The organism is Dactylosporangium sp. NPDC051087 (genome assembly GCF_055586325.1).
Genome location: NZ_JBVJIJ010000003.1, coordinates 281,329 through 293,520, shown reverse-complemented (window position 1 = coordinate 293,520; position 12,192 = coordinate 281,329). Strand labels below are relative to the sequence as shown.

The 12,192-nt window shown below is 72.2% G+C and carries 14 protein-coding genes; 11 read left to right on the top strand and 3 right to left on the bottom strand.

The window, feature by feature from the left end:
- The first annotated feature begins 4 nt into the window (after positions 1-4).
- The 9 genes from ACZ6TV_RS07935 (at position 5) to ACZ6TV_RS07895 (ending at position 8,333) form a co-directional block, all read left to right on the top strand.
- Positions 5-1,255: an ATP-grasp domain-containing protein gene (locus ACZ6TV_RS07935; protein WP_465296414.1), complete on the top strand. Its 1,251-nt coding sequence runs from the start codon at positions 5-7 to the stop codon at positions 1,253-1,255.
- Between the two features lie 15 nt (positions 1,256-1,270).
- Positions 1,271-2,080: a dimethylargininase gene (ddaH, locus tag ACZ6TV_RS07930; protein WP_465296413.1), complete on the top strand. Its 810-nt coding sequence runs from the start codon at positions 1,271-1,273 to the stop codon at positions 2,078-2,080.
- The gene (locus ACZ6TV_RS07925; RefSeq protein ID WP_465296412.1) at positions 2,077-2,979 is read left to right on the top strand and encodes an MBL fold metallo-hydrolase; all 903 of its coding nucleotides are present in this window, start codon (positions 2,077-2,079) and stop codon (positions 2,977-2,979) included. Before ddaH ends, ACZ6TV_RS07925 begins: the two co-directional genes overlap by 4 nt.
- On the top strand, positions 2,961-3,992 hold the full coding sequence (gene gntD / locus ACZ6TV_RS07920) for a guanitoxin biosynthesis L-enduracididine beta-hydroxylase GntD (RefSeq protein WP_465296411.1): 1,032 nt from the start codon (positions 2,961-2,963) through the stop codon (positions 3,990-3,992). The genes ACZ6TV_RS07925 and gntD overlap by 19 nt, the downstream gene beginning before the upstream one ends.
- A 152-nt stretch (positions 3,993-4,144) precedes the next feature.
- A complete protein-coding gene (locus tag ACZ6TV_RS07915) occupies positions 4,145-4,528 on the top strand; it encodes a nuclear transport factor 2 family protein (RefSeq protein ID WP_465296410.1) in 384 nt (127 codons plus the stop codon).
- 14 nt (positions 4,529-4,542) lie between these two features.
- Positions 4,543-5,796 (top strand): ATP-grasp domain-containing protein, encoded by a 1,254-nt coding sequence (locus tag ACZ6TV_RS07910; protein ID WP_465296409.1) that lies wholly within the window; start codon positions 4,543-4,545, stop codon positions 5,794-5,796.
- Positions 5,793-7,145: a cation:proton antiporter gene (locus tag ACZ6TV_RS07905; protein WP_465296408.1), complete on the top strand. Its 1,353-nt coding sequence runs from the start codon at positions 5,793-5,795 to the stop codon at positions 7,143-7,145. Before ACZ6TV_RS07910 ends, ACZ6TV_RS07905 begins: the two co-directional genes overlap by 4 nt.
- Positions 7,142-7,783, top strand: coding sequence for a hypothetical protein (locus ACZ6TV_RS07900; RefSeq protein ID WP_465296407.1), 642 nt, complete (start codon positions 7,142-7,144; stop codon positions 7,781-7,783). Before ACZ6TV_RS07905 ends, ACZ6TV_RS07900 begins: the two co-directional genes overlap by 4 nt.
- Positions 7,776-8,333 carry a hypothetical protein gene (locus ACZ6TV_RS07895; protein WP_465296406.1) on the top strand — a complete coding sequence of 186 codons (558 nt, stop codon included), beginning with the start codon at positions 7,776-7,778 and terminating at the stop codon, positions 8,331-8,333. Before ACZ6TV_RS07900 ends, ACZ6TV_RS07895 begins: the two co-directional genes overlap by 8 nt.
- A gap of 5 nt (positions 8,334-8,338) precedes the next feature.
- Here the strand turns inward: ACZ6TV_RS07895 and ACZ6TV_RS07890 are convergent, their stop codons facing one another.
- On the bottom strand, positions 8,339-8,740 hold the full coding sequence (locus ACZ6TV_RS07890) for a hypothetical protein (protein ID WP_465296405.1): 402 nt from the start codon (positions 8,738-8,740) through the stop codon (positions 8,339-8,341).
- A 184-nt stretch (positions 8,741-8,924) separates the two neighbouring features.
- Here ACZ6TV_RS07890 and ACZ6TV_RS07885 point away from each other — a divergent pair, with 184 nt between their 5' ends.
- A complete protein-coding gene (locus tag ACZ6TV_RS07885) occupies positions 8,925-9,350 on the top strand; it encodes a DUF4259 domain-containing protein (protein WP_465296404.1) in 426 nt (141 codons plus the stop codon).
- Here the strand turns inward: ACZ6TV_RS07885 and ACZ6TV_RS07880 are convergent.
- Both ACZ6TV_RS07880 and ACZ6TV_RS07875 read right to left on the bottom strand, forming a co-directional pair.
- Positions 9,347-10,729 (bottom strand): AAA family ATPase, encoded by a 1,383-nt coding sequence (locus ACZ6TV_RS07880; protein WP_465296403.1) that lies wholly within the window; start codon positions 10,727-10,729, stop codon positions 9,347-9,349. The genes ACZ6TV_RS07885 and ACZ6TV_RS07880 overlap by 4 nt on opposite strands.
- A gap of 55 nt (positions 10,730-10,784) precedes the next feature.
- Entirely contained in the window at positions 10,785-11,546 is a 762-nt protein-coding gene (locus ACZ6TV_RS07875; protein WP_465296402.1) for a class I SAM-dependent methyltransferase, read from the bottom strand.
- A gap of 19 nt (positions 11,547-11,565) precedes the next feature.
- Between ACZ6TV_RS07875 and ACZ6TV_RS07870 the strand changes: the two genes are divergently transcribed.
- Positions 11,566-12,192: a hypothetical protein gene (locus tag ACZ6TV_RS07870; RefSeq protein WP_465296401.1), complete on the top strand. Its 627-nt coding sequence runs from the start codon at positions 11,566-11,568 to the stop codon at positions 12,190-12,192.

Below are 12,192 nucleotides of genomic sequence, written 5' to 3'. Positions count from 1 at the left end.
TGTCATGAAACTGCTCGGGTTGGAAGCCAGCCAGAACGCCTACTACTACTTGTCCCGCTATCAGCAGATCGCCGACCTGGGTGTCGAGCTGTACGTGCTCAACGGCGTCGGCACCGACGACTTCTGGCCGGCGGAACGCTACCGCCGGGCCGGCAGCACCCACGTCGACGACCTCATCGCGCACGCCAAGGCGTGGCACGCCGAGGAGCAGTTCGACGGCATCTTCACCTTCTCCGAGTCCGCGGTCGTCGCCGTGGCCGCCGTGGCGACCGCGCTCGGCCTGCCCGGCATCGGCGTCGACGCGGCGGTCGCCAGCCGCAACAAGCTCATCATGCGGCAGGCGCACGAACGCGGGGACGTGGCGCACCCGCACTTCGCGTTCGTCACGGACCTCGAGGAGGCGCTCGGCGCGGCGAAGGACTTCGGCTACCCGGTGATCCTCAAGCCGACCCTCGGCGCGGCGAGCAACTTCGTGTTCCGCGTCGACGACGAGGAGCAGCTGCGCGAACGGTACGCGCAGGCCGAGGACGGCATCCAGCGGATGTCGTGGTACGAGATGGAGGCCGGCGGACTGGACCTCGGCCCGCACGGCCTGCTGGTCGAGTCGTTCCTGGACGGGCACGAGCACCTCATCGAGGCCCTCGTCTGGGACGACGAGGTCTACCTCGGGTCCATTGTGGACAGGGTCACCGTCGAGGGCGACACGTTCGACGACGACGTGCACCACGCGCCGACCGCCCTGTCCGCCGCTCAACTGGCCGACGTGCACGACCTGGTCCGCTCCGCGGTCAAGGCGCAGGGGCTGCACCGCAGCGTCATGCACGCCGAGGTCCGCTTCCACCGGGGCAGGCCGTTCATCCTCGAGATCGCCGTCCGGCCCGGCGGCGGCGGGCTGGACTACATGGCCCGCATCTCCGCCGGCTACGACCCGATCAAAGCGGTCGCCGACGTCGCCGCCGGGGTGCGCCCGGACGTGCACCACTTCACCCCGACCGACGTGCACACCGCCGCGATGTGCCTCATCTGCCCCAGCGGCGTCATCGAGTCGGTGACCGCGCCGCCCGAGGTGACCGAGGCCGAGCAGCTGTACTTCCTGAAGATCTCCGCCCGGCCCGGCGACATCATCCGCCGGCCCCCCGAGGGCAACAGCATCATCGGCGGCATCGGCGCGCTCGGCACGTCCCTGGACGACGCCATGCGGGTAGCGCTCGACCTCGCCGGCAAGATCGACGTCCGCCTGACCGACACCCATTGACGTGTGGAGGACCGCATGCGCCGTACAGCAACCCCCAGGCACTACCTCATGGTCAGACCGACGTACTTCGACGTCTCGTACTCGATCAACCCCTGGATGGACCCGAAGAAGCCCACCGACACCGGCCTCGCCATCGCCCAGTGGGAGTGGCTGCGCGACCTGTACCTCGAGCTCGGCCACCGGGTCGAGCAGCTCGAACCCCGCCACGGCCTGCCCGACATGGTGTTCGCCGCCAACGGCGCGACCGTCGTCGGCGGCAAGGCGCTCGTCGCCCGGTTCCGCCACCCGCAGCGCAAGGCGGAGGCCGACGCCTACCTGGACTGGTTCCGCGACCACGGCTACACCGACGTGCGGCAGTCCCGCTGGACCAACGAGGGCGAGGGCGACTACCTGGTCGCCGCCGGCCGGATCCTCGCGGGCACCGGCTTCCGCACCGACTCGCGGGCGCACCACGAGTCGGCGGAGTTCTTCGGCGTACCGGTGACCGGGCTGACCCTCGTCGACCCGCACTACTACCACCTGGACACCGCGCTGTGCGTGCTGGACGCGGAGACCGTCATGTACTACCCGCGGGCGTTCTCCCCCGACAGCCGTCGGCTGCTGGAGGAGCTGTACCCGGACGCGATCCGGGCCGGCGACCTCGACGCGGCCGTGTTCGGGCTCAACGCGGTCTCCGACGGCCGGCACGTGGTGCTGCCGCAGGCCGCGACCGGGCTCATCGCCCAGGTGCGGGAGCGCGGCTTCACCCCGATCGGCGCCGACATGTCCGAGCTGCTCAAGGCCGGCGGCAGCGTCAAGTGCTGCACGCTGGAGCTGCGGCGATGACCGCGCCGGCCGGGTGGCGGGTCGGCGACACGCGCATCACCCCGATCGTGGAGATCGTCGCCGGCTGCGTCATCCAGGCCGGCATGCGGGACGCCACCCCGGACCGCCTGCTGGGCGTGCCGTGGCTGCGACCCGACTTCGTCACCGGCGACGGCGAGCTGAAGAGCGTCGTGCAGGCGTTCCTGATCGAGGCCGGCGACACCGTGGTCCTCGTGGACACCGGCGTCGGCAGCGGCAAGCCCCGGCCGGGCCTGCCCGCGTGGGACGGGCTGGACACCGACCTCCCGGCGGGGCTCGCCGCCCACGGGGTCAAGCCGGGCGACGTCGACGTGGTGGTGTCCACGCACCTGCACTTCGACCACGTCGGCTGGAACACCGTGGCGCCGCACGGCACCTGGACGCCGACGTTCGGCCGGGCCCGGCACCTCGTCACCGAGACCGAGTTCCGCTACTGGGCGGCCCGGCCCGACCGGGAGTCCGCGGACGACCACGCCGGCTTCGACGACTCGGTGCGGCCGGTCCTCGACGCCGGGCTGGTCGACCTCGTCACCGACGACCACACCGTCCTGCCCGGCATCCGGCTGCTCCCGACGCCGGGCCACACGCCGGGCCACGTGAGCGTCTCGATCGAGTCGGCCGGCGAGCGCGCCATCATCTCCGGCGACGCGATCCACCACCCGTGCCAGATCGCGCACCCGGAATGGGGCGTCCACGCGGACTTCGACCCGGACCTCGCCCGGCGGACCCGCGTCGAGCTCCTCGGCCGGTGCGCCGACGAAGGCACCCTGCTGATCGGTTCCCACTTTCCGTCGCCCACCGCCGTGCTGATCGCCCGCAAGGAGCGCGGGTTCACCGTCACCGACACGAATGGAGCAGAGTCGTGCTGGAAGTCCGCCTGAGCTCGACCGAGTGCGCGGAGATCGAGGCGCTCCTCGCGGAGCTGATCGACACGTACCCGGACGCCAACGACGCGGTGTTCCTGCGGCGCGTGCACCTGTACGCGGCCCGGATGCCCGAACGCCTGCGGGCGATGACCATCGAGATGCACCACCAGGAGACCTCGGGCGCCTGTCTGATCAGCGGCTTCCCGGTCGACGACGAGGTGATCGGCGACACGCCGCAGCATTGGGCCGACACCCTGTGGAACACCAGCACCGTCCGCGAGGGGTTCTTCTTCATCCTGTGCGCGACGCTGCTCGGCGACGTGTTCTGCTGGTCCAGCCAGCAGGGCGGCCGGCTGGTCAACGAGGTCGTGCCGATCAAGGGCGACGAGGACCGGCAGATCAACTCCGGCAGCACCACCGAGCTGCTGTGGCACACCGAGGACGCGTTCCACCCGTACCGGGCCGACTACATCGGCCTCATGTGCATGCGCAACCCCGACCGCACCGCCACGATGCTCGCCTGCATGGACGACGTGCCGATCGCCGAGGAGGTCTCGAAGGTCCTCTTCGAGCAGCGCTTCGTGTTCCGGCCCGACGACGCACACCTGCCCAGCAACCGCGACCCGAACCAGGTGGTCGAGCCGGGCACCGAGGCCGCGCTCGCCCGCAGCTACGCCCGGATCGAGGAGATCTGCCGCAACCCGGAGAAGACCGCGGTGCTCTTCGGCGACCCGGCGGCGCCGTACATCAGGCTCGACTCCGACGCGATCGAGCGTGACGTCGACGACCCGCTCGCGGTCGCGGCCCTGGACGTGTTCATGGCCGAGGTCGACAAGCACCTGCGAGGCGTCGTGCTCGAGCCCGGCGACGTCATGTTCGTCGACAACTACCGCGCCGTGCACGGCCGCCAGCCCTTCAAGGCCAACTTCGACGGGCGGGACCGCTGGCTGCGGCGCGTCAACATCACGCGGGACATCCGCAAGTCGCGGGACTCCAGGGCCTCCGCGACCGCCCGCGTCGTCTTCTGACCCCGGACGTGCCGGATGGCGGGGAACCGCGCCCCCGCCATCCGGCGTGATACCGCCGTGATAACGCGCGGTTGCCGGCGTCCCGCAGTGTGCAGGGCACCGGCTCCGCCGGCCCCTGGGCGCTGGGCCCACCCCGATCGGAAGGACCTGACATGGCCGGCTACGACAGCACGCGATCGCCCCGAGCCGCGGCCGTCACATCGATCGGCGTCGACCACGTCCGGTTGTCCTACGACTACCTCGACGCCGGGAACATGGACGCCTACGGCTCGCTGCTCGACGACAACGTCGACGTGCGGCGGCCGGACGCCGCCCGTGGCCAGGGCCGCGTGCAGGTGCAGCGCCTGCACGCGGAGGTCACCGGACCACCCGGCCGGCACCTGCTCGGCCAGATCATCGCCGACGGCGACAGCGTCGTCGTGACCGGGCGGTTCGTCCGCCCGCCCGTCGACGTCGAGTTCGTCGACGTCTTCACGCTGTCCGACTTCGGGCTGCTGCTCGGTTACCGCCGCTACTACTACGTCGCCCCCAACTGAAAGGGTTCGTGGCCATGGACCGTGAAGGTGTCGTCCTCGTCGTCGGCAGCGCCAGACAGACCTACCGGGAGTACCTCCTCGACTCCGCCAGCCGGCGGGCCGACCTCTGGCTGCTCGACGGCGCCCCGAACACGTGGCAGGGGCCGTACGTGCGGCACACCAGCGTCGTGCCGCTCGTCGACCAGGAGCGCCTCATCCCCAACCGGGAACTGCTGGTGAAGACCGCCCAGGAGATCGCCGCCGACCACCCCGTCAAGGGCGTGTTCACCTACGACGAGACGCTCGTGGTCACCGCCGCGCACATCGCCGAGGCGCTCGGCCTGCCCGGCCTGTCCGTCGACGGGGTCGAGAACTGCCGCAACAAGCACCGCAACCGCATGGCACTGACCGCGGCCGGGCTCCCCCAGCCGCGCTTCGCCTACGTCACCGACCTGTCCGAGGCGGTCACGATCGCGGCCGAGTTCGGCTACCCGGTCGTGGTGAAACCGCGCGGCTGCGGCGCCAGCATCGGCGTCGTCCGGGCCGCCGACGCGGCCGAGATCGAGGCCGCGTTCGCCGTCGCGGAGGCGGCCAGCCACACCGGCGCACCCGCCTACGAGGGCGGCGTGCTCGTCGAGGAGTACCTCGAAGGCCCCGAGATCAGCATCGACGGCGCCCTGCACCGCGGCGAGTACCAGCCGTTCTTCCTGGCCCGTAAGCGCATCGGCGCGCCGCCCTACTTCGAGGAGGTCGGCCACACCGTCAGCGTCGACGACCCGCTGCTGCGCGACCCCGAGATCCTGCGGGTCCTGACCGAGGCGCACCGCGCGATCGGGGTCCGCGACGGCATCACCCACACCGAGATCCGCCTCACCGACCGCGGCCCGGCGATCATCGAGGTCAACGCGCGGCTCGGCGGCGACCTCATCCCGTACATCGGCAGGCTCGCGACCGGGATCGACCCGGCGTTCGTGGCCGTCGACCTGGCGAGGGGTCTGGGCCCTGACCTGACCCGCACGCACAGCACCGGCACCGTCGGCATCCGCTTCCTCAACCCGCCGGTCGACGGGCGGATCCTCGACATCCGCCTGCCCGCCCCCGGCGCCGTGCCCGGCCTGGTCGAGGCCGTCGCGATGGTCGAGCCCGGCGCCGTGCTGCGGCTTCCCCCGCACGACTACATCGCCCGCTTCGCCTACGTCATCTGCCGTGCCGGCAGCCCCGCCGAGTGCGATGCGGCGCTCGACGCCGCGGCCGCCCTCGTCGAGGTCGACGTGGAGGTTTTCCGGTGACCGTCCTCGCTTCCAGTCCGATGCCGCCCGTCGCGGCCGCGACGCTGCTGGTGTTCCTGACCCAGGTCGGCGTCCTGCTGCTGACCGCGACCCTGCTCGGCCGGCTGTCCACGAAGCTGGGCATGGCCGCCATCGTCGGCGAGCTCTTCGCCGGCGTCGTGCTCGGCCCGTCGGTCCTCGGCCATCTGTCGCCGGGCGCCGCCGAGTGGCTGTTCCCGCACAAGGCGGGCCAGTTCAACATGCTCGACGCCGTCGGTACCGTCGGCATGCTGCTGCTCGTCGGGGTGGCCGGCATGTGCCTGGACGTGGGCCTGCTGCGCCGGCAGGGACCACGGGCCGGCGTCGTGAGCCTGACCAGCCTGGTCGTCCCGCTCGGCCTCGGCGTGGCGTGCGGCCTGCTGCTGCCCGCAGTCATCATGCCGGCCGGCGGCGACCGCACCGTCTTCGCCGGCTTCATCGGCGTCGCCCTGTGCGTCAGCGCCATCCCCGTCATCGCGAAGATCCTCACCGACCTGCGCATCCTGCACCGCGACCTGGGCCAGCTGATCCTGATCGCGGCCGGCGTCGACGACGCGATCGGCTGGCTGCTGCTCGCGATCGTCACCACCATGGCCACCGTCGGCGTCACCACCGGCGCGATCACGCTCAGCGTGGCCACCCTGGCCGGGATCCTGCTCTTCACGGTGCTGCTGCTGCGGCCCCTGCTGCGGGTCGTCCTGCGGGTCACCGAGCGGGCCAAGGACCAGTCCACCACGGTCGGGGTGATCGCCGTGCTGATCCTGCTGGCCTCCGCCGGCACCCAGGCGCTGAAGATGGAGGCGGTGCTCGGCGCGTTCCTGTGCGGCATCGCGATCAGCTCCACGAAGCTCGTCGAACCGGCCCGGCTGGCCGCGCTGCGCACCGTCGTCCTCGGCGTCTTCGCACCGGTCTTCTTCGCCACCGCCGGCCTGCGGATGGATCTGACGCTGCTGGGCAACCCGGTCGTGGCGCTGTCCGCGCTCGCGGTCCTCGCCGTCGCGATCGCCGGCAAGTTCGGCGGCGCCTACGCCGGGGCGAGCATGATCGGCCTGGACAGGTGGCACGCCCTGAGTCTCGGCGCCGGGCTCAACGCGCGCGGCGTCGTGCAGATCGTGGTCGCCTCGGTGGGGCTGCGGGTCGGCGTCGTCGACACGACCGGCTACACCATCATCGTCCTGGTCGCCCTCGCCACCTCGGTGATGGCGCCGCCGATGCTGCGGTACACCCTGGGCCGCATCGCGACGACCCCGGAGGAGCAGGACCGCTCGGCGCGACTCGGCCTCGACGGTGACGAGGCCGCGGTCAAGGTGCCGGTAGGATCTGCCGCGTGACCCTGGTGGCTCCGACCCTGGAGCGCCTCGCGCACTCCGTCGAGGTCTTCAACGGCTACGCGAATGTGGACCGGACCTGGCACGAGTTCGTCGCCGCGACGGTGCCGGGTCCGGACCTCGACCGGGCCGAGCACCGCCGGCTGCTGCACCGCTGGCTCAACTCGTGGGGGTGCCGCATCCGGTATCCCCGCGAGGGCGAGCCGGACGTGTTCGACACCGCGACCGCCGACTGGTGGTCCATGCACGGCAGGACGCTGCCGGCCGGCCCGCTGCGCCTGCTCAGCGACGCCGACCTCGTCGCGCTGGGCGACGCCTACGCCGACCTCGCCACGGCGCCGGCCGGTCCCCGCCGCACGCTGGGGCCGACGGCGGCGGCGAAGGCGCTGTACGCGCTACGCCCCGACACCGTGATGCCGTGGGACGCCGCGATCGCGGCCTCGCTGCACGGCGCCCGGGACGGGGCGGCGTTCACCCGTCACCTGACGCTCGGGCGGGACTGGGCCTCGGCGGTGGTCGCCGCGACGGGCGTGCCGGAGCCGGACCTCCCGGCGTTCCTCGGCCGGCCCGGCATCTCCCTCGCCAAGATCCTCGACGAGTACACGTACGTCTTCATCACCCTGGGGCACGAACATGTCTAGGACCCCGCGCGACCCCGCGATGACGATGCAGCGCAAGTACGACCGGCTGGCGCGCGGCGAGTTCTTCACGCCCGTCGTGACGGTCGCGGCGGCCTACGTCGCGGCCGCCATGCCGGACGCGGCGGCCACCGAGGGCGAGTACTGGGCGCTGTCCTGCCTGCCCGGCACGACGCCGGGCCGGTTGTCGGCGCTCACCATGCGGGCCACCGACATCGTGGTGATCTACCAGGTCGTCCCGAAGACCCCGGGGTCGCCGGTGGACGCGCTGATGATCGTGGAGCGCTCGACCCTGGAGTCCGGTTTCGGCGGCCGCGCGAAGGCCGCCCGCAAGTACCGCCACCTGCACTTCGTCGACTCCGACTACTACGGCGCCGGCGAGGACCAGATGATGGTCCGCGGCCCGTACGACGAGATCGCCGCCGTCCTGCGCGACCCGGTGGTCGCCGAGGCGGCGGCGGCCCTCGCCGAGCGGGTGATGGGCTCGGGCAGGACGCTGTTCGCCCGGGGGCACAACCGGATCCTCGCCGATCATGCCCTCGGGCGCGCGTAGCGCGGTTACGCGGCCGGCGCCGGGCCGAACGGGCGCACACCGACGCGCTCGCCCTCGCTGATGACGTCCCACAGCACCCGCGGCGCGTCGGTGCCCTGCACGGTCCGCACCGTCTTGCGGTAGCCGCCACGGTACGAGACGGTGACCTTGTAGGTGTAGCGGTCACAGCAGGGGTTCCGCGGCTGGTACGAGCTGCGCAGCCACCGGAACTTGACGCTGCCGGCCATCCGCAGCGCCCGCGCACCGCCGACGGTCGTGCGGTCGACGACGAACGCCGTCTTCTCCCCCGCGAACCCTCCCGACCGGTCCAGCACGATCTTCGTGGCCGAACTGAACGGGATCGGGCTCGCGGCCGCGGGTGCGGCCGGCGCGAGCGCCGCGATCCCGCAGACCGCTACGAACGTCACGATGCTCTTCCGCGCGATGTTTCGTCCCATGATGACCCCCCGTGTCCGGCGTCGCCGTCGACGCCTCCGTCACTCAAGGGCACCACGCCGTCACAGTCCGACATGTCGCTTTTGCGTATAACTAGCCGCACGGCTGACAGCGCCACACCGTTCACCCGAGGCGCGGCCGCGTACAGTCGCCGCCGTGGCGGCGTACAACACCGGACCGTTCGACAGCGACACCGCGCAGGACCTGCTGGAGCTGTACGCCGAGCTGACCGCCGAGGAACGCCTCGCCAACCTCCGCCTGGTCTTCCTGGGCGGCCCCCGTCACCCCGGCGGACCGTACGAACCGGTCGACCCGACCGAGGTCATCGCCGGCGCCGCGCTGGTCGCGCTGGCGCTGCCCGGCGGCGGGCGGGTCGGCGACCTGCCGCAGATGGACTTCGACGAGGAGGTCGCGGCCGCCGCGATCCCCGCACCCGGCCCCGACCTGGTCCGCCTCGCGCTGGACGCCATCCGTACGGTGGCGGCCGACGACGCATGGTTCTCCACCTGGCTCAGCGGTGCGGACCGGGCGGCATCCCGTCACGTCGTCGCCACCATCGCCGACGTCCTCGCTTCGGGCTAGGTGGTGGTGCCGAGCAGGGAGCGGGTGATGGCCTCGGACTGGGAGAGCATCTCGTCCAGGGCCGCGGTGAGGTGCTCGTCGGTGGCGGCGGCGCCCGCTTCGGCGGCGACGAGGACCGCCCGGCGCAGGAGCTCCTTGACGAACGACGCGGTGACGCCCGACGCCCGCCCGGCGGCGTGGTCCAGCGCGGCCGCGGTGAAGGGGAGGTCGCGGGCGTACAGCCGCATCAGCCGCCGGCGGGACGCCTCGTCGGGCAGCGGGATCTCGACGGCGAGGTCGACGCGGCCCGGGCGCTGCGCGAGGGCGGGCTCCAGCACGCCGATCCGGTTGGTGGTGAGCAGGAACGCGACGTCGGCGTCGTCGCCGAGCCCGTCAAGGGTCTCCAGGACGCTGAACAGCAGCGGCTGCGGGCCGTGGTGCAGCTCGCGGCTCTCGGCGACCAGGTCGCAGTCCTCGAGGACGACGAGCGCCGGCTGCAGGGCACGGGCCATTTTGGCGGCCTCGGCGACGAACGCGATCGACGGGCCGGCCAGCAGGACGACCGTGACGTCCGGCAGCGCGGACAGCAGGTACCGGACCGTGTGCGTCTTGCCGGTGCCGGGCGGGCCGTACAGCAGCAGGCCGCGCTTGAGGTGCTGCCCTGCCGCGCGCAGCCGGTCACGGTGCTCGGCGATGCCGGCGACGTGCCGGTGGACCCGTTCGAGGACCCCCGCGGGCAGGATGATGTCGTCCTCGCGCACCGACGGCCGGCGGTGGAAGGTGATCTCGCCGAGCCCGCGCTCGTACGCCGAACCGCCCAGCGTCAGCACCTGCCCGCGCAGCACGGAACGCTCCAGCATCAGCGTCCTGACCTCGCCGATCAGGGCCGCGGCGACGCCCTCGGCCGCGGTGAGCACCTCCATCCGCGCGGTGGGCTGGCCGTAGCGCACGTCCGGCGAGCGCTGCAGGACGGCGACGGGCGCCCCGTCGTACGTGAACAGCCGCAGCCCGAACGACACCGCCTGCCGTGCCGTGTCGGGCCCGGTGGCGATGCTCGCGTAGTCGACGGCGGCGACCCCGAACTGCCCGTGGCGGCCCGCGTGCTGCAGGATCTCGCTCAGCGACTGGTGCCGCCGCTGGTCCCCGCCGCCGACCCCGACGAGCTCGTGCCGCTCCGCCCGCCGCTGGACCTCGTCCAGGGCGATGTCGAGGTCGACGAACTGGTGCGGCGCCACATCCTCGGTGACGACCGGCAACTGCCGCGGCTCGGCGCCGAGATGCCCGGCGAGGACAGGGACGAGCGCCTGGCCGCCGGTCTCCTGGCCGGCCCGGTGGTCGCTGACGACCTCCTCCAGGAACGCCTTGAATGCCGTGACGAAATCCCCCGTGCGCTCATCCACCGCAGCATCATCTCCCGACCGGCGCCCGCCCGTGGGGCGCCGCGCTGCGGTGCGCCTACTGCTCGTCGCAGCGGCGGGCGAGGTGGCCGATGAGGTCGGCGACGATCTCGACCGTCGGGGGCAGGGCCCGCAGGATCTGCTCGAAGACCAGTTCCTGTTGCGGAGGCGCCAGTTCGAGGTACGCCGAGACGGTGGACAGGTAGCCGACGTAGTCGTCCGCGGTCATCGTCAGGTGGCGTTCGATCTTCACCTGCCGGACGTCGTGGAACCAGCCGGAGCGTTGCAGCTCCGTGCCCGGCCACTGCATGGCCTCCTCGGGCGGGGTGCCGTCCGGGGACGGGATCTCGTCGGTGTCCAGGAAGGGGGCCCTGGCCACTTCGACGGCGGCGACCACGGCCAGGTCCGCCAGCTGGACCGGTCCGCCGAACGACGCGAACACGCCGCCCGGCTCCACCAGGTCGGCCATGCGGGTCCATCGGCCCTCGGGTGTCGTCCAGTGCATCGCCGCCGCGGCGAAGACCAGGTCGTAGCGTTCGCTCAGGGGTACGTCCTCGAACGCCGCCTGCAGGGTCCTGACGTCCGCGGGCACGTGCTGGCGCAGCTCGGCGAGCATGGCCGGGTCAGGGTCGGTGGCCGTCACCCGCACGCCGGGCCGGGCGAAGAGGCGGGTCGCCTTGCCGGTCCCGGCGCCGATCTCCAAGACGGTGCGCGGTGGCTTTCCCGCGTACGCCATCACCAGGTCGGCAAGCTCGTCGGGGTAACCCGGACGGAACCGCTCGTATGTCTCCGCCACCGCTCCGAACCGCAACGCTCTCACGCGCCTAGTATTGCCGGTCATGGGACTTGCGGTGAGCGTCGGGAACCCGTGTGTCGGCTACGACGCGGAGGGCGAGGAGCACTACCGCCGGCAGTTCGCCGGCCTCGCCGCCGCGCTCACGGCTTCGGGGCACCCGTGGACGCCGCCGTCCGGTCCGCCGCCGACGGGTCAGGCCCGGCGGCACGTGAGCAGCTTCCCCTATTCGTGCCTGCACTACCTGCGCCGCGCCTACGCCCTGCACGCCGAGGGGCAGTCGGTGACGCCGGTCGTCGACGGCAACCTCAAGGACGCGGACGGGTACGTCGACGACGCCGCGTCGATGTTCGACTCACATCTGCTGTGCCACTCCGACAGCGCCGGCTACTACGTGCCGGTGCCGCTGCCCGACCCCGTGCTCCTCGACGAGGACGCGGGCATCGACGGCGGCGGGATCGTCGGCTCCAGCCACGGCCTGCTCACCGAGCTGCGCCGGATCGCGCCACGGATCGACGTCCACCTCGACGCCGACGGCTCCCTCAGCGACCCGGAGGCCGCCCGCCTCGGCACCACCGGCGACCCGTTCGAGACCGAACAGATGGTCTGGCTGACACTGCACGAAGCCTGCCAGACCAGCCTCACCTCCGGCCACCCCATCGTCTTCCACTGA

What these genes read in the sequence shown, in the direction of transcription:
- ACZ6TV_RS07925 (WP_465296412.1), top strand. Translation starts at nt 2,077, where the DNA reads ATGACCGCGCCGGCCGGGTGGCGGGTCGGCGACACGCGCATCACCCCG.
- ACZ6TV_RS07915 (WP_465296410.1), top strand. Translation starts at nt 4,145, where the DNA reads ATGGCCGGCTACGACAGCACGCGATCGCCCCGAGCCGCGGCCGTCACA.
- ACZ6TV_RS07935 (WP_465296414.1), top strand. Translation starts at nt 5, where the DNA reads ATGAAACTGCTCGGGTTGGAAGCCAGCCAGAACGCCTACTACTACTTG.
- ACZ6TV_RS07895 (WP_465296406.1), top strand. Translation starts at nt 7,776, where the DNA reads ATGTCTAGGACCCCGCGCGACCCCGCGATGACGATGCAGCGCAAGTAC.
- ddaH (WP_465296413.1), top strand. Translation starts at nt 1,271, where the DNA reads ATGCGCCGTACAGCAACCCCCAGGCACTACCTCATGGTCAGACCGACG.
- ACZ6TV_RS07870 (WP_465296401.1), top strand. Translation starts at nt 11,566, where the DNA reads ATGGGACTTGCGGTGAGCGTCGGGAACCCGTGTGTCGGCTACGACGCG.
- ACZ6TV_RS07910 (WP_465296409.1), top strand. Translation starts at nt 4,543, where the DNA reads ATGGACCGTGAAGGTGTCGTCCTCGTCGTCGGCAGCGCCAGACAGACC.